The sequence below is a fragment of the Azospirillum sp. VT-I1 genome (assembly GCF_055698305.1).
This window is the reverse complement of the sequence record NZ_CP168802.1, coordinates 30,656-52,168: the sequence shown is the minus strand read 5'-3', so window position 1 is coordinate 52,168 and position 21,513 is coordinate 30,656. Positions and strand designations below refer to the sequence as shown.

General features: G+C 68.1%; 20 protein-coding genes. 12 read left to right on the top strand and 8 right to left on the bottom strand.

Going from position 1 to position 21,513, the window contains the following annotated elements:
* Positions 1–1,467, top strand: coding sequence for an N-acetylglucosamine-specific PTS transporter subunit IIBC (nagE, locus tag AB8P05_RS14395; RefSeq protein ID WP_472759798.1), 1,467 nt, complete (start codon positions 1–3; stop codon positions 1,465–1,467).
* Between the two features lie 70 nt (positions 1,468–1,537).
* On the opposite strand, the gene AB8P05_RS14390 is transcribed toward nagE, so the two are convergent.
* The gene (locus AB8P05_RS14390) at positions 1,538–2,290 is read right to left on the bottom strand and encodes a GntR family transcriptional regulator (RefSeq protein ID WP_472759797.1); all 753 of its coding nucleotides are present in this window, start codon (positions 2,288–2,290) and stop codon (positions 1,538–1,540) included.
* A gap of 290 nt (positions 2,291–2,580) precedes the next feature.
* Here AB8P05_RS14390 and AB8P05_RS14385 point away from each other — a divergent pair, with 290 nt between their 5' ends.
* The 5 genes from AB8P05_RS14385 (at position 2,581) to AB8P05_RS14365 (ending at position 7,602) form a co-directional block, all read left to right on the top strand.
* Positions 2,581–3,600, top strand: a complete 1,020-nt coding sequence (locus tag AB8P05_RS14385) for an ABC transporter ATP-binding protein (RefSeq protein ID WP_472759796.1) — start codon at positions 2,581–2,583, stop codon at positions 3,598–3,600.
* Positions 3,601–3,659: 59 nt separating this feature from the next.
* Positions 3,660–4,964 carry an ABC transporter substrate-binding protein gene (locus AB8P05_RS14380; RefSeq protein WP_472759795.1) on the top strand — a complete coding sequence of 435 codons (1,305 nt, stop codon included), beginning with the start codon at positions 3,660–3,662 and terminating at the stop codon, positions 4,962–4,964.
* 170 nt (positions 4,965–5,134) lie between these two features.
* Positions 5,135–6,052, top strand: a complete 918-nt coding sequence (locus tag AB8P05_RS14375) for an ABC transporter permease (protein WP_472759794.1) — start codon at positions 5,135–5,137, stop codon at positions 6,050–6,052.
* Positions 6,053–6,055: 3 nt separating this feature from the next.
* Positions 6,056–6,883, top strand: a complete 828-nt coding sequence (locus AB8P05_RS14370) for an ABC transporter permease (RefSeq protein ID WP_472759793.1) — start codon at positions 6,056–6,058, stop codon at positions 6,881–6,883.
* A gap of 14 nt (positions 6,884–6,897) precedes the next feature.
* Positions 6,898–7,602: an aspartate/glutamate racemase family protein gene (locus AB8P05_RS14365; protein WP_472759792.1), complete on the top strand. Its 705-nt coding sequence runs from the start codon at positions 6,898–6,900 to the stop codon at positions 7,600–7,602.
* 11 nt (positions 7,603–7,613) lie between these two features.
* Here the strand turns inward: AB8P05_RS14365 and AB8P05_RS14360 are convergent, their stop codons facing one another.
* A complete protein-coding gene (locus tag AB8P05_RS14360) occupies positions 7,614–9,155 on the bottom strand; it encodes an FAD/NAD(P)-binding protein (protein ID WP_472759791.1) in 1,542 nt (513 codons plus the stop codon).
* A gap of 403 nt (positions 9,156–9,558) precedes the next feature.
* Here AB8P05_RS14360 and AB8P05_RS14355 point away from each other — a divergent pair, with 403 nt between their 5' ends.
* On the top strand, positions 9,559–10,872 hold the full coding sequence (locus AB8P05_RS14355; protein ID WP_472759790.1) for an amidase: 1,314 nt from the start codon (positions 9,559–9,561) through the stop codon (positions 10,870–10,872).
* A 23-nt stretch (positions 10,873–10,895) separates the two neighbouring features.
* On the opposite strand, the gene AB8P05_RS14350 is transcribed toward AB8P05_RS14355, so the two are convergent.
* Positions 10,896–11,291, bottom strand: coding sequence for a hypothetical protein (locus AB8P05_RS14350; RefSeq protein WP_455173084.1), 396 nt, complete (start codon positions 11,289–11,291; stop codon positions 10,896–10,898).
* 260 nt (positions 11,292–11,551) lie between these two features.
* Here AB8P05_RS14350 and AB8P05_RS14345 point away from each other — a divergent pair, with 260 nt between their 5' ends.
* The gene (locus AB8P05_RS14345; RefSeq protein WP_472759789.1) at positions 11,552–11,935 is read left to right on the top strand and encodes a nuclear transport factor 2 family protein; all 384 of its coding nucleotides are present in this window, start codon (positions 11,552–11,554) and stop codon (positions 11,933–11,935) included.
* 17 nt (positions 11,936–11,952) lie between these two features.
* Here AB8P05_RS14345 and AB8P05_RS14340 read toward each other — a convergent pair whose 3' ends face one another.
* Positions 11,953–12,417 (bottom strand): Lrp/AsnC family transcriptional regulator, encoded by a 465-nt coding sequence (locus AB8P05_RS14340; RefSeq protein ID WP_472759788.1) that lies wholly within the window; start codon positions 12,415–12,417, stop codon positions 11,953–11,955.
* Between the two features lie 156 nt (positions 12,418–12,573).
* Between AB8P05_RS14340 and AB8P05_RS14335 the strand changes: the two genes are divergently transcribed.
* Positions 12,574–13,590 (top strand): 1-aminocyclopropane-1-carboxylate deaminase, encoded by a 1,017-nt coding sequence (locus AB8P05_RS14335; protein WP_455173081.1) that lies wholly within the window; start codon positions 12,574–12,576, stop codon positions 13,588–13,590.
* 152 nt (positions 13,591–13,742) lie between these two features.
* Positions 13,743–14,516 carry a 2-oxo-tetronate isomerase gene (otnI, locus tag AB8P05_RS14330; RefSeq protein ID WP_472759787.1) on the top strand — a complete coding sequence of 258 codons (774 nt, stop codon included), beginning with the start codon at positions 13,743–13,745 and terminating at the stop codon, positions 14,514–14,516.
* A 21-nt stretch (positions 14,517–14,537) separates the two neighbouring features.
* Here the strand turns inward: otnI and AB8P05_RS14325 are convergent, their stop codons facing one another.
* Positions 14,538–15,896 carry an Nramp family divalent metal transporter gene (locus AB8P05_RS14325; protein WP_472759786.1) on the bottom strand — a complete coding sequence of 453 codons (1,359 nt, stop codon included), beginning with the start codon at positions 15,894–15,896 and terminating at the stop codon, positions 14,538–14,540.
* Between the two features lie 244 nt (positions 15,897–16,140).
* Between AB8P05_RS14325 and mntR the strand changes: the two genes are divergently transcribed.
* Positions 16,141–16,635, top strand: coding sequence for a manganese-binding transcriptional regulator MntR (mntR, locus tag AB8P05_RS14320; protein ID WP_472759785.1), 495 nt, complete (start codon positions 16,141–16,143; stop codon positions 16,633–16,635).
* 13 nt (positions 16,636–16,648) lie between these two features.
* On the opposite strand, the gene AB8P05_RS14315 is transcribed toward mntR, so the two are convergent.
* The 3 genes from AB8P05_RS14315 to AB8P05_RS14305 are packed head-to-tail and all read right to left on the bottom strand — an operon-like array spanning position 16,649 to position 19,198.
* Positions 16,649–16,870, bottom strand: a complete 222-nt coding sequence (locus AB8P05_RS14315; protein ID WP_472759784.1) for a hypothetical protein — start codon at positions 16,868–16,870, stop codon at positions 16,649–16,651.
* 3 nt (positions 16,871–16,873) lie between these two features.
* Positions 16,874–18,784: a ferrous iron transporter B gene (gene feoB, locus AB8P05_RS14310; RefSeq protein WP_472759782.1), complete on the bottom strand. Its 1,911-nt coding sequence runs from the start codon at positions 18,782–18,784 to the stop codon at positions 16,874–16,876.
* Positions 18,785–18,820: 36 nt separating this feature from the next.
* The gene (locus tag AB8P05_RS14305) at positions 18,821–19,198 is read right to left on the bottom strand and encodes a FeoA family protein (protein WP_472759781.1); all 378 of its coding nucleotides are present in this window, start codon (positions 19,196–19,198) and stop codon (positions 18,821–18,823) included.
* 770 nt (positions 19,199–19,968) lie between these two features.
* Here AB8P05_RS14305 and AB8P05_RS14300 point away from each other — a divergent pair.
* Entirely contained in the window at positions 19,969–21,486 is a 1,518-nt protein-coding gene (locus AB8P05_RS14300; RefSeq protein WP_472759780.1) for an MFS transporter, read from the top strand.
* Positions 21,487–21,513 lie beyond the last annotated feature (27 nt).

Sequence of the window (21,513 nt, the reverse complement as noted above, 5' to 3'; positions counted from 1 at the left end):
ATGTCTGCTGATCGTTTTTCGGGCGACCGTTTTTCGGGCGTCCAGAGGCTCGGGCGGGCGTTGATGCTGCCGATTGCCGTGCTGCCCATCGCCGGGCTGCTGCTGCGCATCGGCCAGCCCGACCTGCTGAACATCGCCTTCATCGCCGCGGCGGGCGACGCCGTCTTCTCCAACCTGGGCGTCCTGTTCGCCGTCGGCATCGCCATCGGCTTCGCCCGCGAGAACCATGGCGCGGCCGGGCTGGCCGGTGCGGTGGGCTACTTCGTGGCGGTGAAGGGTGCCGTCGTGCTGAGCGGCGTCGCGCCGGAGCTGGTGGCGAAGATGTCCAGCCGCATCAGCATCCCCGTCGGCATCCTGATCGGCATCATCGCCGGCCAGCTCTATAACCGCTACAAGGACATCAAGCTGCCGGACTATCTCGCCTTCTTCGGCGGGCGGCGCTTCGTGCCCATCGTCACCGGTCTGGCGGCGCTGGGGATCGCGCTGGTCTTCGGCTATGGCTGGCCCATCGTCGATGCAGGATTGAGCGCATTGACCACCGGCGTGCTGGGGCTGGGCAAGCTGGGGCTGTTCCTCTACGGCGTGCTGAACCGGGTGCTCATCATCACCGGCCTGCATCACATCATCAACAACATCGCCTGGTTCCTGCTGGGCGATTACCAGGGCGTCACCGGCGACCTCAACCGCTTCTTCAAGGGCGATCCCGCGGCCGGCGCCTTCATGGCCGGCTTCTTCCCGGTGATGATGTTCGGCCTGCCCGCCGCCTGCCTCGCCATGTACCACACGGCCAAGCCGGAGAACCGTGCGGCGGTCGGCGGCGTGCTGCTGTCGATGGCGCTGACCGCCTTCCTGACCGGCGTGACGGAGCCGGTGGAATTCGCCTTCATGTTCCTGGCGCCGGCGCTGTTCGCCGTCCATGCCGTGCTGACCGGCCTGTCGATGGTGCTGATGGACGTGCTGAACGTGAAGCTGGGCTTCGGCTTCTCCGCCGGTCTGTTCGATTATGTGCTGAATTACGGCAAGGCGACCAACCCGATCCTGCTTCTGCCGGTGGGTGCGGCCTATTTCGTCGTCTATTACACGCTGTTCCGCTTCGTCATCCGGCGGTTCGACCTGAAGACGCTGGGCCGCGACGACGTCGCCATTCCTGCCGGACAGGCGGCGGCGCCCGCGTCCTCCGGGCCTGCGCCGGCATCCGCGGCGGCGCCGAGCGACCGGGCCGGCGCCTATGTCGCGGCACTGGGCGGCGCCGGCAACCTGCGCTCGGTCGAGGCCTGCACCACCCGGCTGCGTCTGGCCGTCGCCGATGCATCGCGCATCGACGAGCTGGAGCTGAAACGCCTGGGCGCCCGCGGCGTGGTGAAGCCGTCGGCCAACTCGGTCCAGGTGATTGTCGGCCCCATCGCCGACCAGCTGGCCGGCGAAATCCAGGACACGCTGAACCTGTCGGCCCGCATGCGGGTTTGACACCTCCGGACACGAAGAGCCCCGGTCCTCCGATGAGGCCGGGGCTCTTCGCGTTTGGGGCCTTGTTTCGTCAGGCCGGTTCCGGCTCGTCGGCGAAGATCGCCTTCAGGTCGATGCGGGTGTCGGTCTTGGCCTCCAGATCCAGTTGGCACTCGACCTCGTCCAGATGCTCGATCATCAGTGCGGTCGCCTCGCCCGGTGCGTTGCCGATCAGGGCGGCGATGAGGCGGCGATGGTCGTCGGCGGAGCAGGTGTGCGACGACCGCCGTTCGAAGGCGGCGATGGCGAGGCCGGAGCGGTCAATCAGGTCGGCCAGGATCCCCGTCAGCGTCGCGTTGCCGGCGAACTCCGCCAGCAGCAGGTGGAACTGGCCGGACAGGCGGATCATCGCCTTGCGGTCGGCCGCACGTTCCGCCGCATCCTCCAGCGCGCCGTGACCGCGCAGCTTTTCCAGCATGTCGTCGGGCAGCGGGCGCGGCATCCGTTCCAACCGTTCCATGATCGCGCGTTCGATGACGCGCCGCGCCTCGAACACCTCGCGCGCTTCCCGAGGCGTCGGCTTGGCGACGAAGGCACCGCGGTTGGGAATCAGCGTCACCACCCGCCGCTGCGCCAGCAGAAGAAGAACCTTGCGCACCCGCTCGCGGCTGACCCCGAAGGCTTCCGCCAGGCTTTCCTCCGTCAGCTTGGTGCCGGGCGGCAGGCGGCGATCGGCAATCGCCTCGCCGATGCTGCGGACGATGCGGGATTCGGCGCTGCTGCGGGCGCCGTTGCGGGGGAGGGGCGTGCGGCGGGCCGGCTTGGCGGGGGCGGTGGTCGTCATCGGCGGTGAAGTGCTTTTGTCGGTATGCGGGAAGCGCACCGCAGATTGTGCACAAAGTGGGCCACAAGTGGAACCGCAATCGGCCGGGCGGGACGGCGATCACTTGCAGAGTTCAGTTTGCCCAAAACGGCGCCACTGCGGCAAGTTAGTGCGCAAATGCCGAGCTTTTGCGCAAAGGTGCGGTCAGGAATTCGCGGTTTCCCGCCATTCGACCGCTGGCACGCGACATGCACAAGGCAAACAGGTCACAAACGACCGCGCAGATTGTGCACAATTGTGGAGGCCATCCGATGACGGCGGGTTCGACGGTCGAACTGGTGAAGCTGCGCAAGGCCTATGGCGCGACCGTGGCGGTGGACGGCATCGACCTGCGGATCGCCGCCGGTTCCTACTGCTGCCTGCTGGGGCCGAGCGGCTGCGGCAAGACCTCCACCCTGCGGATGATCGCCGGGCATGAGGACATCACAGACGGCGACCTGCTGATCGGCGACGCGGTGGTCAACGACGACCCGCCGGCCAAGCGCGGCACGGCGATGATGTTCCAGAGCTACGCCCTGTTCCCGCATCTCGACTGCACCGACAATGTCGCCTTCAGCCTGAAGATGAAGGGGGTGGCGAAGGAGGAGCGGCGGCGCCGCGCGGCCGAGATGCTCGACCTCGTCGACATGGGCAAGTATGCCGGCCGCCTGCCGTCGCAGCTGTCGGGCGGGCAGCAGCAACGCGTCGCACTGGCTCGCGCGCTGATCACCCAGCCGGGCGTGCTTCTGCTGGACGAGCCGCTGTCGGCGCTCGACCCCTTCCTGCGCGTGCGCATGCGGGAGGAGCTGAAGCGCCTGCACCGCGACATCGGCATCACCTTCATCCACGTCACCCACAGCCAGACCGAAGCGATGGCGCTGGCGGACCTCGCCGTGGTGATGAACCAGGGCCGCATCGAACAGGCCGGGCCGCCGCGCGAGCTGTTCAACCGGCCGCGCACCGCCTTCGTCGCCCGCTTCATCGGCGGCCACAACGTCATCGAGGCCGGTGCGATTGGGGGCGGCGTGGTGGGCGATGCCGGCCGCTGCGCCGTGCGCGCCGACCGCATCCAACTGGGCGGTGCCGATCTGCCGACCGAGATCCAGGTCGAGGGCACGGTGCGGTCGCTGGAGTATCACGGCGCCTCCGTCCATCTCAGCCTCGACATCGCCGGCGCCGACGAATTCGCCGTCGTGCTGGACGAGGCCCGCTATTTCGATGCGCCGGTCGGCGTGGGCGACCGCGTGCGCGCCGGCTGGAGCCGGCGGGACGTCCACCCGCTGGCGTCCTGATCCCCTTTTCAAAAGCGCTACCCAAAAAACAACACGACGAACAGACTGGAGGCTCAGCGATGACCGACACCCGTACTCCTTCGACGCTCTCCACCGGCGTCAGCCGCCGCACCCTGCTGAAGGGCACCGCCGCCGTGGCGGGTGCTGCCGTCGGTTCCGGCGCCATCACCGGCTTCCCGACCATCTGGGCGCAGAACATCAAGAACATCACCCTGCGCCAGTTCGGCACCGGCGTGTCGAACCTGAACGCCGTCGCCGACAAGGTGAAGGAGGATCTGGGCTTCACCCTGCAGATGACGGCGCTGGATTCCGATGCGGTGACCCAGCGCGCGGTGACGCAGCCGAAGTCCTACGACATCGCCGACATCGAATACTGGATCTGCAAGAAGGTGTTCCCGGCCGGCGTCATGCAGCCGATGGACGTGAAGAAGATCAAGAATTTCGACAAGATCGTTCCGATCTTCGTCACCGGTAAGCTGACGCCGGACAGCGCCATCGCCCAGGGCACCGCCCCCCACACCGTCGGCTTCGTCGAGGGCAAGGACAGCACCAAGTTCGCCAAGTCGCAGACCCAGTGGATGACGCTGATTCCGACCATCTACAACGCCGACACGCTGGGCATCCGCCCCGATCTGGTCGGCCGGCCGATCTCCAGCTGGAAGGACCTGCTCGACCCCGCCTTCAAGGGAAAGGCGTCGCTGCTGAACATCCCGTCCATCGGCATCATGGACGCCGCCATGGTCTGCGAGGCGATGGGCGAGATCAAGTATGGCGACAAGGGCAACATGACCAAGGAGGAGATCGACAAGACCCTCAAGATCATGACCGAGGCCAAGAAGGCCGGCCAGTTCCGCGCCTTCTGGAAGACCTTCGACGAGAGCGTCAACCTGATGTCGTCGGGCGAGGTCATCATCCAGTCCATGTGGTCGCCGGCCGTCGCTGCCGTGCGCGCCAAGGGCATCCAGTGCGTCTACCAGCCGCTGAAGGAAGGCTATCGCGCCTGGGGCGGCGGTCTCGGCATCGCCAAGCATCTGAGCGGGCTGGAGCTGGAAGCGGCCTATGAATACATCAACTGGTATCTGTCGGGCTGGGTCGGCGCCTATCTGAACCGCCAGGGCTATTATTCGGCCGTGCTCGACACCGCCAAGCAGCACATGACCCCGGACGAATGGGCCTTCTGGATGGAGGGCCAGCCGGCCAAGACCGACATCCTCAGCCCCGAGGGCAAGGTGATGGAAAAGGCCGGCGCGGTCCGCGACGGCGGGTCGTTCCAGGAGCGCATGGGCCGCGTCGCCTGCTGGAACGCGGTGATGGACGAGGACCGCTACATGGTCCGCAAGTGGAACGAGTTCATCGCGGCGTAACGTTGTCGGCTTCGATGCCCCCTCCCTAACCCTCCCCCTCTTCGAGGGAGAGGGGACTGCCGCCGCTGTGCGAATCCACCCTCTCCCGCGAAGCGGGGAGGGAGGGACCCGCGAAGCGGGAGGGAGGGGGCACAGCACTGATCCAATCTTTCACTTCAGGACCCCCGCCCATGACCCTGACCGCCGAAACGTCCCGACCGTCCGTCACGGCCGCCGCCGGCAGGGCGAGGCGTCCCCGCCTGTTGCCGCGCGTCGCCCCCTATCTCCAGGCGGCGCCGCTGACCGTCGCGCTGCTGCTGTTCCTGCTGGTGCCGATCCTGACCATCATCGCGGTCAGCTTCTGGGATTACGACAGCGTGCGCATCTACCCGGACTTCGTGCTGACCAACTACACCGAACTGCTGACCTCGCCGGTCACCTGGAAGACCTATCTGAACACGCTGAAATACGCCGCACTCACCTGGGCGATCACGCTCGGCATCGGCTTCACGGTCGCCTATTTCCTTGCCTTCCATGTGCGGTCCACCACCTGGCAGATGGTGCTGTTCCTGGTCTGCACCATCCCGTTCTGGACCTCCAACATCATCCGCATGATCTCGTGGATCCCGTTCCTGGGGCGCAACGGGCTGCTGAATTCCGGCCTGATCTCCGCCGGGATCATCGACCAGCCGCTGGAGTTCCTGCTGTTCTCCGACTTCTCGGTCGTGCTGGCCTTCGTCCACCTCTATGCGCTGTTCATGGTGGTGCCGATCTTCAACTCGATGATGCGCATCGACCGCGCGCTGATCGAGGCGGCGCGCGACGGCGGCGCCAGTGCGGCGCAGACCTTGTGGAACGTCATCCTGCCGCTGACCAAGCCCGGCATTGCCATCGGCTCCATCTTCGTCGTCACGCTGGTGATGGGCGACTTCATCACCGTGCGGCTGATGAGCGGCGGGCAGAGCGCCTCCATCGGCCTGATGATCGCCAACGAGATCTCGCTGCTGCAATACCCGGCCGCCGCCGCCAACGCTGTGGTCCTGCTGGCGGTCGTCCTCATCATGGTGGTGGCGATGCTGCGCGTCGTCGACATCCGGAAGGAGCTGTGAGTGATGAACACCTCCCGCCGCGGTCTGTCCTTCTATCTGCTGGCCGGCTTCTTCGCGCTGTTCGTGCTGTTCCTCTACGGCCCGACGGCGACCATCCTGATCCTGTCCTTCCAGGGGCCGGAGGGGGGCTTGACCTTTCCGATGAACGGCGTCTCGCTGCACTGGTTCCGCAACCTGTTCGAACAGCAGGCGGTGGGTGATTTCGGCGGGTCCTTCCGCCGGTCGATCGCGCTGGGGCTGATGGTGATGGTGCTGACCGTGCTGTTCTCGGTGCTGGCCGGCTTCGCCTTCCGCCGCCGCTTCCGCGGCAGCGGGGCACTGTTCTATCTCGCGGTCGCCAGCCTGATCGTGCCGTCGATCCTGGTCAGCCTGGGCATCGGCCTGTTCTTCAACATCCTGGGGCTGGAGCCGGCCTGGTACAGTTCGGCGCTGGGCGCGCATCTGACCTGGACGCTGCCCTTCGGCCTGCTGATCGTCTTCGCCATCTTCAACCGCTTCAACCCGGCCTATGAGGAGGCGGCGCGCGACCTGGGCGCCTCGCCCTGGCAGACGGTGCGTCATGTGGTGCTGCCGATCCTGCTGCCCAGCCTGATCGGCGTCGGGCTGTTCGGCTTCACCCTGTCCTACGACGAGTTCGCCCGCACGCTGATGACCGCCGGCAGTTTCAACACGCTGCCGCTGGAGATCTACGGCATGACCACCAACGTCACCACGCCGGTGCTCTATGCGCTGGGGTCGCTGACGACGGTCTTCTCCTTCACCGTGATCGGCCTGTTCTTCCTTGGCCTGATCCTGCTGCGCCGCCACCGCCTGCGCCGAAGCGGCCATTGAGGAACCACACCACCATGCGCATCCTGGTCGTCAACCCCAACAGCACAGCCTCCATGACCGGGCGGATCGGCGCCGCCGCCCGCAGCGTCGCGGCACCCGGCACGGAAATTCTCGCGGTCAACCCGCCGACCGGTCCCGCCAGCATCGAGGGATATTACGACGAGGCGCTGGCCGTCCCCGGACTGCTGGCCGAGATCGACCGCCATCAGCGCGGCGGCGACATCGCCGGTACCGTGATCGCCTGCTTCGACGATGTCGGCCTGGACGCTGCGCGCAGCCTTGCCGACGCACCGGTGGTGGGCATCTGCGAGGCGGCGATGCAGACGGCGACTTTGCTGGGCGGGCGCTTCAGCGTGGTGACCACGCTTCCCCGCTCCATTCCCGCGCTTGAGCGTTTGGCGCAGCATTACGGCATGGCCGGCCGCTGCACCATCCGCGCGGCGGGCGTGCCGGTGCTGGCGCTTGAGGATCCGGCATCCGGCGCCGTCGAGCGCGTGCGCGCCGAAATCCGCCGGGCCATGGAGCAGGACGGCGCCGAGACCATCGTGCTGGGCTGTGCCGGCATGGCCGATCTCGCCCGGTCCTTGAGCGAAGAGATGGGCTTGCCAGTGGTGGACGGCGTCACCGCCGCCGTGAAGCTGGTGGAGGGGTTGGCGGCGCTCGGCCTGCGCACCAGCAAGGCCGGCGGCTATGCGCCGCCGCTACCCAAGGCCCGCTGACCCCGCCCCCTTCACCGCACCCGCGGCGGGTCTGGGAACTCCAGCGTCGGCATTACCGGCAGCGCGCCTTGCCGATGTCCTGCGCCGCCGTTTGGGCCGTCCAGTATCCGCCGGGCCGCCTCGGCGCATTGGCTGCGCAGTTCGGGCACGGCGGTCATTTCCCAGAAGGGAGCCTTGGCGACCGGGCCGAAGGCCAGCAGGCGCGGCGCCGGGGTGCCGTCGGCGGCGATCACCGCGCCGCCTTCCGTCACGTCCAGCCCCAGCCGCAGCGGGTCCGGCCGGGCGAGCCCGCGGTCCAGCAGCGAGCGCACCAGCGGATGGCGAATGCGGGTATAGTCGCAGTTGGTGCCGGTGGCGTTGATCAGCGCACCGGTTGCCAGCACCCGTGTCGCTACGCCGCCGCGCTCGACGATGTGCAGATCCAAACCGTTTGTGGTTAGCGCTGCGTCCTTCAGACGGCCCGGCAGGATGCTCAACTGGCCGTCGGCACGGGCGGCGGCGATGCGGTCGGCCACCTGAGGCGCCATCCGGTGGCGGTGCACTTCCCAGAAGGGGCGGGCATGGCGCAGGAAGCGGCGGCGTTCCTCCATCGGCAGATGCGACCAGATGCGGTGATGGTGCGGGCGCAGCGCGTCGAAGGCGGACCGCCAGTCATAGCCGGCCGCCACTGCCCGACGCGCATCCGCCTTCAGCGCGATCAGCACGTCCAGCACCGTGCTGGGCAGCACGTCGGGATGCAGGAAGGAGGTGTAGGGCCGCGTCTCCTCATGGCGCAGCGGCAGCAGGCCGCGGCGCGACACGGCGGTGATCGATCCGCGATGTCCCTGGTCCAGCAGCGACAGCACCGTGTCCACCATGGTCAAGCCGGTGCCGAGGATGGCGACGGGGGCGTCACGGTCGATGCGACCGATGGCGGCGGCATCCCATGGGTCGCCGATGAAGCGGTCGGACGCGAAGGCCTCCTCCGCCGTCGCCGAGGCCAGACAGGGCGCCGATGGCGGGAAGTTGCCTATGCAGAGCGCCGCCGTATCGGCGCTGACCACGCGGCCGTCGCCGAGGCGCACATGCACGGCGCGTCTGCCGCTGGCCGGGTCTTCGGTGCGGACGTCCACCGCCTCGCCACGGATCAGGTTGAGGCGGGCATGGGCGGGGGCTTCCGCCTGCGCCTCCGCCAGGACGTCCTGGATGTAGGCGCCGTAGAGGGCGCGCGACACGAAGGCATGGCCGCTGGGCGGCACCGGCTGTTCCGGCGTCGGCCCCTCCGCCCGGCTCCACAGCCAGCGCAGGAAATGGCGCGGGTCGTCCGGATAGGCGCTCATGTTATAGGCGCGGACGTTCAGCACATGGGCGCCGTTGGGGGTGGAGTAGGCGACACCGGTTCCCGGTCTGCTGCCATATTCGATCAGATGGACCACCAGGGGCGCCCGTGCGCCGCGCAGCAGGTGGGCCGCAAGCAGGCTGCCGGTGAAGCCGGCACCGACGATGGCGATGTGGCGCTCGATTGGGCCAATGGGCGTGTTGCCGGGCGGATGGAAGTGAGGCGTTGCAGGCATCGGGAGTCCGTCCTTCCGTGAGTCATTCCGGAAAAGGCCGGCCGTTGGCGATCGATCCCCGCCGCTTTGGAACTGCAAAGGCCATGTCTGGGCCGGGGAATTCGCGTCGGCCGTGTGTCTGCTCGGTCCGCTTCGTTCTCTCCTGCTTAACACAGGCAGCAGGCTCGCGCCATCGGCCGAAGGGCAAATACCCTGACGAAAGTAGGGATCAGGTTGTTTCAACAAAAGAAAACAGGAAAATACGAAAGTCTCTATCGATGGCGAGAGGTGCTCCCATTTCACGGCGCTGCCCGTTCCGTGGAGCGCATGATCCCGGTCGCCAAGCTGACGCCGATGTGGCACATGCGATGGGACGTCCCGCCATAGTCCGGTCCGTCGTCCCATGACCTGCCAGGAACCCGCCATGTCCGTGTCCGCCGCCCCCCACGCATCCGCATCCGACCGGCTTGAGGCGGTGCTTGCCCGCATCGCCGATCCGGAGCGGCAGGGCGCGCTGGTCTTTGCCGATATCTACGCCGACGAGGCGCGGGAGGCCGCAGCCGCCAGCGACAGGCGGATCGCGGCGGGCCGGCCGCTGGGGCCGCTCGACGGCCGGATCGTCTCGGTCAAGGCGTTGTTCGACGTGGCCGGCGACACCACCGCGGCGGGTTCCGCCATCCTGCGCGGCCGGCCCGCAGCCGGGCGCGACGCCCGTGCCGTGGCGCGGCTGCGTGCCGCCGGCGCCGTCATCGTCGGCCGCACCCACATGACGGAATTTGCCTTCTCCGCCGTCGGCATCAACCCCCATTACGGCAACCCCGGCAATCCGCGCGACCGGTCGCGGGTGCCGGGCGGCTCATCCTCCGGTGCGGTGATCTCGGTGGTGGACGGCATGGCGGAGATCGCGGTCGGCAGCGACACCGGGGGCTCGCTGCGCATTCCGGCGGCGCTGTCGGGCGCGGTGGGCTTCAAGCCGACCGCCGGCCGCCTGTCCGCAGAGGGCGCCTTCCCGCTGTCGGCGTCGCTGGATGTCATCGGCCCCATCGCCGCAAATGTTGCGGATGCGGCGCTGCTGGATTCGATCCTGGCCGACGGCGATCCGGCGCCGCTGGCCCCGCTGCCGGTCGCCGGGCAGTCCTTCCTGGTGCCGCGTGGGCGGCTGTTCGACGGGATCGAGCCGGCGGTCGCCGCGGCGTTCGAGGCGGCGCTGGACCGCCTGCGCGACGCCGGCGCCCGCATCCTCGACGGCTCCATCGAGGCGGAGTTGGACGCGCTGGCCGATCTTGACCGCATCGGCGTCTTCACCGCCATCGAACTGGCGGCGACGCTGGCCGACCTCGGCATCACGGCACTCGACGGCATCGATCCCAAGACCCGCGCCCGCATCGAGGCCGGCGGCCGGACGCCCGCCGCCGATTACGTCCGCATGCAGCGCCGCCGCGCCGGCCTGATCCGCCTGATGGACGAGCGGATGGCGCAGGATTCCGTCCTGCTGCTGCCCACCGTTCCGCTGACCGCCCCCGCCATCGCCGATGTGCTGGAGGATGCCGGATTCCACCGGGTCAACCTGCTGCTGCTGCGCAACACCCGCATCGCCAACCTGTTCGACGTCCCGGCGATCTCGCTGCCGGTGCCGTCCGCCGGGCTGCCGGTCGGGCTGATGGCCATGGGGCGCCGGGGCAGCGACCGCAGCCTGTTGGGCATCGCCGCCGGGCTGGAGGCCGCCTTGGCGGCCTGAGCCTCGGTTGCCTCCGGCGTCCTTCAGGCGACCGGAGAGCGCAGGAGCCAGACCAACCCCGCGACCGCGCCGGCGACCAGAAGGACCAGCGCCAGGATGATGGCCAGGGCGGTGCGGCGGTCCTTCGCCTCGCGCTGCTCCGCCTCGCGCCGCTTCTTCAGCAGATATTGCTGCTCAGGACTGAGGAAACGTCCGGCGGCGGCATCGGGCGTGGCAGCGAAGCTTGGCCTGCGTCCCTTCGCGCCGGCCTGTGCCGATCCTCTCGCCGCCGTTCCCCGCGCCGTCGCTCCCTTGAGTGCGGTGGTGAGGCCGCCGGGCGACGGCCGGCCGCTGTTGATCGCGTCCGCCGCCGTCCCGCGGGCGGCCGTCACCTGCCTGCCTTTGCGCTTGCGCGGTAGCTTGCGCCGTCTGGTCGCCATTCCCGTCCCCCTGCTGTCCGTCCCTCGAGTCGCGGCGGGGAGCATACCCGTCCCGGCCATCCGGCGCAGCCGATCACAAGAGGATCTGCGGAAAGTTACATAAGACGGCCTGCTTCCGGCCCGCCCGCCCGCTTCTAACCCCTGCGGCGAACCGGCGCACACCCGCAGCGGGCTCTGGAACCAATCTGCATACTAGTATACTAATTTATAACCCGTTCCGCTCCGGGCGGGCATGACAGCAATCGATTGGGAGGGTCACCATGCTCAGGAACGACGACGACCATCAGCTGGTGGCGAAGGCGGTGGGAGCGTTGCGCGATGCCATGCTGGCCGGCGACGGCGCCACGCTGCGCGCGATGACGATGGAGCAGCTGACCTACGGCCACTCCAACAGCCGGCTGGAAAACAAGGCGGACTTCGTCGGCAGCCTGGACGGCAAGAACGCCTTCAAGGCGCTGGACCTCAGCGACCACGTGATCCAGGTGGTCGGCGACATCGCCGTAGCCCGCCACACCTTCGATTGCGTCAACAACCTGGCCGACGGCAAGACCAGCACCGCCCACATCAAGGTGCTGCAGGTCTGGAAGAAGATCGACGGCGCCTGGAAGCTGCTGGCCCGTCAGGCTTCGCCGCTGCCGGCCTGACCGGATCGGCGCCTTGCTCAGAAATCCAGCAGGGCATTGTCGATCACTTCCTTCATGACGAAGAAGGTCCGCGTCTGCCGCACGCCGGGCAGGGCGATCAGCTGTTGCCCGTGCAGTTCGTTGAAGTCGGCGATGTCGCTGACGCGGATCTTCAGGAAGAAGTCGAAGTCGCCGGCGACCAAGTGGCAGTCCAGCACGAAGGGCAGCTTGCGGATCGCCTTTTCGAAGTCGCCGAAGCTCTCCGGCGTCGAGCGGTCCAGCACGACCCCGACGATCACGAGCGTCCCGCGGTCCACCTTCGCCGGCGCAATCTCCGCCCGGACCGACCGGATATAGCCGTCCTCGAACAGGCGCTGCGTGCGGCGGTGGCAGGTCGCCGGACTGACATGGACCGCCGCGGCGACATCCGCGTTGCTCATCCGCCCATCCCTTTGAAGATGCTGCAGAATCCGGCGATCCACCGCATCCAGATTTTCAGCCATGAAAGACTCTTCCGTTTGATGCGCCAAAATGAGGCTATTCGCCTCATGGAATGGGATCAATCCCGGATTTGCGGGAAATCTGCGCCCGAACTATGAAAGCACCTTTCAAAAAGGCGGTGATACCGTTGCTCCACCTCACCATTGGAGCATGCCACGATGCGCCTCGACCGTTTCGAACGCTATCCGCTCACCTTCGGTCCGACCCCGATCGAGCATCTGCCGCGCCTGACCGCCGCGCTCGGCGGCAAGGTCGAGATCTATGCCAAGCGCGACGACTGCAATTCCGGTCTCGCCATGGGCGGCAACAAGCTGCGCAAGCTGGAATACATCGTTCCGGACGCCATCGCGTCGGGCGCGGACACGCTGGTGTCCATCGGCGGCGTGCAGTCCAACCACACCCGCATGGTGGCGGCGACGGCGGCGAAGATCGGCATGAAGTGCGTCGTGGTGCAGGAAAGCTGGGTCCCGCACGAGGACGCCGTCTATGACCGGGTCGGCAACATCCTGCTGACCCGCCTGATGGGGGCGGACAGCCGCATCGTTCCGGACGGCTTCGACATCGGCATCCGCAAGAGCTGGGAAGAGGCGATCCAGTCGGTCAAGGATGCCGGCGGCAAGCCCTACGGCATTCCGGCCGGCGCGTCGGTGCACAAATATGGCGGGCTCGGCTACGTCAACTTCGCCGAGGAGGTGCGCAAGCAGGAGGCCGAGCTCGGCTTCAAGTTCGACTACATCGTCGTCTGCGTGGTGACCGGATCGACCCAGGCCGGCATGATCGTCGGCTTCGCCGCCGACGACCGGGCCGACCGCGTGATCGGCATCGACGCCTCCGGCACGCCGGAACAGACCCGCACCCAGGTCCGCCAGATCGTCGACAACACGGCCGAACTGGTCGAACTCGGCCGCAAGGTGCGCGACGATGAGATCGTCATCCTGGAAGACTACGCCTATCCCGCCTACGGCGTGCCGAGCGCCGAGACCAACGAGGCCATCCGCCTCGCCGCCCGCACCGAGGCGATGATCACCGACCCGGTGTATGAGGGCAAGTCGATGCAGGGCATGATCGACCTCGTCAGGAAGGGCTGGTTCCCGGAGGGCTCCAAGGTGCTGTACGCCCATCTCGGCGGGGCGCCGGCGATCAACGGCTACAGCTACACCTACCGCAACGGCTGAGTCCGGGGCTGGGGCAGAACGGTCGGGCTGCGCGGGCGGCCTTGACCATTCGGGATGGCTTCTCTTGAATTCCGCGCGGAGTGCGGCGGGCGTCCTGCCGCTTCCGCCGGGAGCCATCCCGGACGTCCCTCCCGCCACCGCCGGTCCGAACCATGCCCCGCTTCGCCGCCAATCTGACGATGATGTTCACGGAGCGGCCGTTCCTGGACCGTTTCGACGCCGCGGCGGATGCCGGCTTCCGCGCCGTGGAGTTTCTGTTTCCCTACGACCATGCGCCGGACGAGATCGCCGGGCGTCTCCAGCGCAACGGTCTGACCCAGGCCCTGTTCAACCTGCCGCCCGGCGACTGGGCGGCGGGGGAACGCGGGCTGGCCGCTCTGCCCGGCCGTTTCGATGAGGTGAAGGCCGGCGTCGCCACCGCGCTGCGCTATGCCGAGGCGACGGGATGCCGCCGGCTGCACCTGATGGCCGGGCTGGCCGATCCCGTCGACCCGGCGGCGGCCGCGCGCTATCGCGACGCGGTGCTGTATGCCGCCGATGCATTGGGCGAGCGCGGCATCGAGCTGATGCTGGAGCCGATCAACGGCCGCGACATGCCCGGCTATTTCCTGAACGACTTCACTGCGGCCGAACGCCTGATTGCCGCCATCGGCCGCCCGAACGTCCGGCTGCAGTTCGACATCTACCACCGGCAGATCCTGCATGGCGACGTCACCATCGCGCTGCGCCGGCTGATGCCGATGATCGGCCATATCCAGATCGCCTCCGTCCCCTCCCGCCAGGAGCCGGACGGGGAGGAGCTGAACTGGCCCTTCCTGTTCGCCGAGCTGGACCGGCTGGGCTATGGCGGCTTCGTCGGCTGCGAATACCGCCCGCGGGGCCGGACCGAGGAGGGGCTCGGCTGGTTCGGCCCTTATCGCGGCTGACCGGCCGCGACTGGCCGGCCGTCACGCCAGAACGGTGTCGTACAGCAGCTTCAGGTTCAGCACGACGATCACCGTCGCGACGATCCAGGACAGGGTGGCGACCCAGCCGGGCACGACGAACTTGCCCATCTTGCCTCGGTCGGTGACGAAGCGGACCAGCGGGATCACCGCGAAGGGCAGCTGCATCGACAGCACCACCTGACTGAACACCAGAAGCTGCGCCGTGCCGCGTTCGCCGTAGATCGCCGTCACCACCACCACCGGGATGATGGCGAGCCCGCGGGTCAGCAGCCGGCGCGCCCAATGGGGCAGGCGCAGCCGCAGGAACCCTTCCATCACGATCTGCCCTGCCAGCGTCGCCGTCACCGTGGAGTTCAGGCCGGAGGCCAGCAATGCCACCGCGAACAGCGTCGATGCGATGCCGAGGCCGAGCAGGGGCGACAGCAACTCGAACGCCTGGCCGATCTCCGCCACCTCGGTGTGGCCGCTGCCGTGGAAGACGCTGGCCGCCAGGATCAGGATGGCGGCGTTGACGAACAGCGCCAGCATCAGCGCGATGGTGCTGTCGGCGGTGGCCCAGGTGATGGCGTCCCGCCGCCCCTCCTCCGTCCGCGGATATGCGCGCGTCTGCACGATGGAGGAGTGGAGGTACAGGTTGTGCGGCATCACCGTCGCCCCCAGGATGCCGATGGCGATGTAGAGCATCTCGGGGTTGGTGACGATCTCCGCCGATGGCACGAAGCCGTGCAGGACGGCGGCGACCGGGGGTGCGGCGGCGACGATCTGCACGATGAAGCAGCCGGCGATGACCACCAGCAGCGCGATCACGAAGGCTTCCAGGTAACGGAACCCCCGCTGCATCAGCAGCAGGACCAGGAAGGCGTCCAGCGCCGTTATCAGCGCGCCGCCGATCAATGGAATGCCGAAAAGCAGGTTCAGTGCAATGGCGGTGCCGATCACCTCGGCAAGATCGCAGGCGATGATCGCCGCCTCGCACGCCACCCACAGCATCAGGTTGACGGGCCGCGGATAATGGTCGCGGCAGGCCTGCGCCAGATCGCGCCCGGTGACGATGCCGAGCCTTGCCGCCAGAGACTGCAGCAGGATCGCCATCAGGTTCGACAGCATGATGACGGCCAGCAAGGTGTAGCCGAACTGCGACCCGCCGGCGAGGTCGGTCGCCCAGTTGCCCGGGTCCATGTAGCCGACCGACACCATGTAGCCCGGCCCGGCAAAGGCCAGCAGACGGCGCAGCCACAGGCCGCCCTGCGGAACCGCGACGGAGGCATGGACCTCCGGCAGGCTGGGCCGGCTTTCGTCGTCGGGGCCGGAGTATCTCCAGGGCTTCGGGGTCGGCAGGGCGGCTTCGGCTTCCGACATCGGCGGGACTCCAGGCCGAGTTGCGAATTGGTATCAATCAAGTATGTACCAGGACAACGAGTATGCAAGGTGCTATACTTTCCGGACCGCAACTTTTTGCCGGAATCGCCATCCGCACCCGAAGGATCCGCCTTCCTAAGGGTGGGGAACTGCCGGACCGATGCCGGGCTTGACGGCCGGCGGCGGGCGTCGGAGGGTGGGCGTCACCGTTCGGGCATGACCTTCAGAGGAGACGACGCGCGCGATGGCCGAATCCCAGAAGCCGTCGGATCGGGAAGGGGGAGGAGCCGCCCTGCCTGACTCTGCTTTGCCCGAATCCGTCTTGCCCGATGCCGAACTCCATGCCGAAGGGTTCCGCCGCACGCGGGAGGCGCAGCGGTCCGCCCTGGCCGAGGATTATGTGGAGTTGATCGCCGACCTGATCGAAAGCGGGCAGGAGGCGCGGCAAGTGGATATCGCCGCGAGGCTGGGCGTGGCGCAGCCCACCGTCGCCCGCATGCTCGACCGGCTGGCGGCGGAAGGATTGGTCACCCGCAAGCCCTACCGGGCGGTGTTCCTGACCGACGCCGGCCGCCGGATCGCCGAGGAAAGCCGGGAACGCCACCAGACGGTGGAGGCATTCCTGCGCTCCCTCGGCGTCAGCGCCGACACCGCGCGCATCGACGCAGAAGGCATCGAGCACCATGTCAGCGCCGAGACTCTGGACGCCTTCCGCCGCGCGCTGGCACGGGGCGGCTGAGCGTTACCCCGGCTCAATGGCTGCCGCAGGAGCCGCCATGGCGTCGCGCCGGCTTCGGTCCCGCCGCCTCGCAGCCGCAGCAGCCCCCGCCGCAACCGCCGGCCGATGAAGGTGCAGCGGGGCGACCCGCCAACCGGCGCAGGCGGTCGCGGGCGGCGGCCGGCAGCAGGATGGTCCAGGCGACCCAGGCAAAGGCCAGGGCGACGATCAGGCCGACGACGAGTGATTCCATCATCGCTCATCCTCCCAGCAGGGCGCTGGACAGCCGGAAGGTGACGAAGGCGGCACCGTAGGCGAGCAGCGTCATGTAGGCGATCATCACCAGCATCCAGAACCAGGAGTTCGTCTCCCGCTTCACCACCGACAGGGTGGAGACGCATTGCGGGGCGAACACGAACCACGCCAGCAGCGCCAGCGCCGTCGGCAGGCTCCAGTCCGCTGCCAGCACGCCGGACAGCGAACCGGACAAGGCGTCCCCCGTCTCGCTCAGCGCATAGACGGTGCCGAGTGCGGCCACCGCCACCTCGCGGGCCGCCATGCCCGGCACCAGCGCGATGGCGATCTGCCAGGTGAAGCCGATGGGTGCCAGCAGCGGCGCCAGCGCATGGCCGAGCATGCCGGCGAAGCTGTAGTCGATCGCCGGACCGGTTGCGCCCTCGGGCGCGCCGGGGAAGCTGCCGAGGAACCACAGCAGGATCATGATGGCGAAGATCACCGTGCCGGCACGGGCCAGGAAGATGCGGGCGCGCTCCAGCAGGCCGATCAGGATGTCGCGCGGGCTGGGCAGCCGGTAGGCCGGCAGCTCCATCAGCAGCGGCTCCCGCGCGCCCTTGAAGATCGTGCGCTTCAGCACGAAGGCGACCGCCAGGGCCGACAGGATGCCCGCGGCATAGAGCGCGAACATCACCAGCCCCTGAAGCCCGATCATGCCGCCGGCCACCGTCTCGTTGGGGACGAAGGCGGCGATGATCAGCGTATAGACCGGCAGCCGGGCCGAGCAGGTCATCAGCGGCGCGATCATGATGGTGGCCAGCCGGTCGGCGCGGTTCTCGATGGTGCGGGCAGCCATGATGCCGGGCACGGCGCAGGCGAAGCTGGACAGCAGCGGGATGAAGGCCCGGCCGTGCAGTCCGACGCCGCCCATCAGACGATCGAGCAGGAAGGCCGCGCGCGCCATGTAGCCGGTGGATTCCAGGATCAGGATGAAAAGGAACAGAACCAGGATCTGCGGCAGGAAGATCAGCACGCTGCCCACCCCGGCGATGATGCCGTCGGTGATCAGGCTCTTCAGCATGCCGTCGGGCAGGGCTGCACCCGCCGCCGCCTGTACCCAGCCCAGGGCGCCGTCGATCATGTCCATCGGCAGGGCCGCCCAGGCGAACACCGCCTGGAACATCAGGAACAGCACCAGGAACAGGAAGGGCAGGCCGATGGCCGGGTGCAGCAGGGCCGCGTCGATGCGCTGCGTGGCGAGCGACGGCTTGCCGGCGTCGCGGAGTGCCGCGGCCAGGATCGCCTCGACCTCCTGATGGTAGGCGCGCAGGTCCCGTGCCGACGGTTCGCTCCAGCCGCAGGGGGCGGGAGGGCCGTCGCCCGCCATCACCATCATGCTGCGGTCGATCTGGTCGAGCAGACCGACGATGCCGGTGCGCTTGATCGCCACCGTCGGCACCACCGGCACGCCGAGCGCCGCCGACAGGGCGGCCGCATCGACGCGGCAGCCGCGCGCCTCTGCGACATCCATCATATTCAGCGCCAGGATGATGGGGCGGCCGAGCTTCCTCAACTCCAGCACCAGCCGCAGATGCAGGCGCAGGTTGGTGGCATCGGCGACGCAGACCATCACGTCCGGCGGCGATTCATGCTCGAACCGGCCGAGCACGACGTCGCGCGTCACCTCCTCGTCGGGGGAGCGGGCGCGCAGGCTGTAGGTGCCGGGCAGGTCGATCAGCTGGACGCGGGCGCCGGCGGGGCTCAGGAACTCGCCGACCTTGCGCTCCACCGTGACGCCGGGATAGTTGGCGACCTTCTGGCGGGCGCCGGTCAGGGCGTTGAACAGGGCGGTCTTGCCGCAGTTCGGGTTGCCGACCAGCGCGATGCGCGGCGGTGGGGCCGGAATGGGGGCGGCCAGAACGGCAGAATTCGACATCGCGGAAATCCTTTCCGCAGGAAGGGGAGGCGACGCTCAGCCGAGCGTCACCAGAACGGCGTGCGCCTCCGCCCGGCGCAGGGCCAGGGTGTGGTCGTTGACGCGCACGGCAAGCGGATCGGAACCCGGGAATCCCTCATGCAGGATCTCCACGCGGGCGCCTTCGATCAGGCCCATCTCGATCATGCGGCGTTCAAGTTCGCCGGGCGGCAGCGGGGTGGCGACGGCGCTCTCGTCGAGACCGGTCACCACCGCGCGCTGGCCCTTGCGCAACGCGCCGAGACGGCAGCCGTCGATACCGGGCGGAGGGTCGGAGGAGGTGCCGGGTGCCGGGCCGGGCGTCAGGCGGGTCGCGGGACGGGAAAGGGCAGCGGAAGCGGGGTCGGAGATCGGACCCGACACGGGGGCAGTCATTGGGGTCACCTTTCGGCTGCACGGCACCGACAGGGCGTGCAATTCGGCGGCGAGGGGCCGCGGACCCATGATGATGCGAATCACTCGCACTAGCGATGTGGCGAAGCGTCGCAAAGCCCTGTTAACGGCTTGTCGATAGAGGGGCACGCGCCGGAGGCATGGTCATAGGCCATTTTTCCCTGCAATTTTTGTATGCAGGGCTGATGCGAGCCGCCACGCAAGAACGGCCATCCAACCCACTTTGCGTGGAGGCGGTGGCGAAATCCCAATCTGAAATAGCGCAGATCGGCCTATGCTGCACTGCAACCGGCGTTTGTCCTTGGGCGATGGAGATCGCGGTTGCTTTGGTATGCACTATAACGCAGACAAGAAAATGGCCTTTATTCATTGCTCATGCTGACATGCCCCTATCTGCGCGAGTATCCGCAAGCATTTTATCGAAGATCTTCAGTATCAGTGGCCTGAACAAACTGCATACATGGATATGTAACAATCCGCATTGAACTTTTATTTCCGATGCAAATTCGGTTTACCAATTCTTTGGAGTTACGATTTAGCCTCCAATCCACTTCCTGAAAGCGGTTGTGTGTCTGGAGCTACCTATGCAACCAAATTCGGTCGCACGTCCGCGCGTGACTCTGCCTGCCATCACAGCAATTAGCCTCTTCATCCTGTCTTTTCTGGTTTGTGCTAAATTTTATGCAAGCTTTGCCTCGGCAATTGAGGCTGAAGCCGCACAGGTTGTGCTGAATACCGTCCGTGATCGCTTGATGACGGTTGCCTGCGCGATTGCGGCAACGGTGGCGCTGTCCGCCCTGCTGCTGCCGGACCTGTTGCGCGCGGCCGGTGCCACGCCTCTGCGCGCCCTGACGGTGGTGGCGCTGGCGCTGCTGGCCTTCGCGGCCGGGACGCTGCCGCCGCTGGCCGCCGTGCTGCCGGCCGAGGCGCTTGGCGGCCTCCTTTACGACGGCGCCGTTCTTCTGCTCGTCTCGCTTCTGCTGGTGTTTGAGGCTCTGCTTCTGCTTGCCGCGGCGCCGCGCCGCTCGGCGCCGGAACCCGGATCGGCGGTGGCGGGAATGCGTGCCGCGCTGTTCCTGTTCATGCTGGCGGAGGAGCTGTCGCGCTCCTTCCTGCCGCTCTACACGCGCGAGCTTTACACGCCGATCCCCGGCCTGTCGGAAACCCTGATGATGGGCCTGCCGATCGGGCTGTTCATGGCCTTGGTCGCGGTCTTCACCCCCTTCGCCGGCGCCTGGGCCGACCGGTTCGGCAGCCGCCGCACCCTGCTGCTGGGCACCCTGCCGGCGGTCGCCGGATTCGCCGGGACGGCGCTGGCCGGCTCGCTGGCCGAACTGCTGCTGTGGCGCAGCGCCTGCGCGCTCGGCTATGCGGTGATGTTCATCGGGGCGCAGGGCTTCATCGCCCGCCACACGCCGGCCGGACAGCGGGCGCGCGGCATGGCGCAGTTCGTCGCCGCCGTGATCGTCGCCGGGCTGTGCGGCGCGCCGCTGGGCGGCATCCTGGCCGACCTTCTCGGCTATCGCGCCACCTTCGCGGCCTCGGCCCTGCTGGCGCTGGCCGCCGCCGTGGCCGCCGCGACCCTGCTGCCGGCCGACCGGGCGGAGCGGGCGCAGAGCCGCCGCTTCCGCCTGGGCGACGTGGGTGGCCTGCTCGCCAACCCGCGCTTCGTCGCCCTGCTGCTGTTCTCGTCGGTGCCGACCAAGCTGATGCTGACCGGCTATCTCTTCTATCTGGTCCCCGTCTCCCTCCATGCGGCGGGCGAGACCCCGGCGGGCATCGGACGGCTGATGATGACCTATGGGCTCATCATCGTGCTTCTCGGTCCCTGGGTGTCGCGGCTGGCCGACCGTACCGGCCGCCACGCCCTGTTCGCCGGCATCGGCGGGCTGGTCGGTGGGGCGGGAACGTTGGCGATCCTTCTGGATCCCGGCGTTCCCGGCATCCTGGCCGGCATCGCGGCGCTGGGAGTCGCCCATGCCCTGAACAACGCCACCCAGCTGGCCCTGGTGCCGGAGGTCTGCCGTACGGAATGCGCCCGCATGGGCGAGTCCAGCGTCTTTGCCGTCTATCGCCTGCTGGAGCGGGGCGGATCGGTGGCCGGCCCGCTGCTGGCCGCCGCCATCGCCGACCGCTTCGGCATCCAGGCGGCGCTGGTGGCGCTGGGCGTGCTGGGCATGCTGTGCGGCACGGCCTTCTGCGCGGTGTTCCTGCTGGCCCCGGCCTCGGTCCCGGAAGCACGCGCGGCCGGGGAGGGTGCAGCCCCATGACCGCGACCCCCCTGCCATTCCCGCATT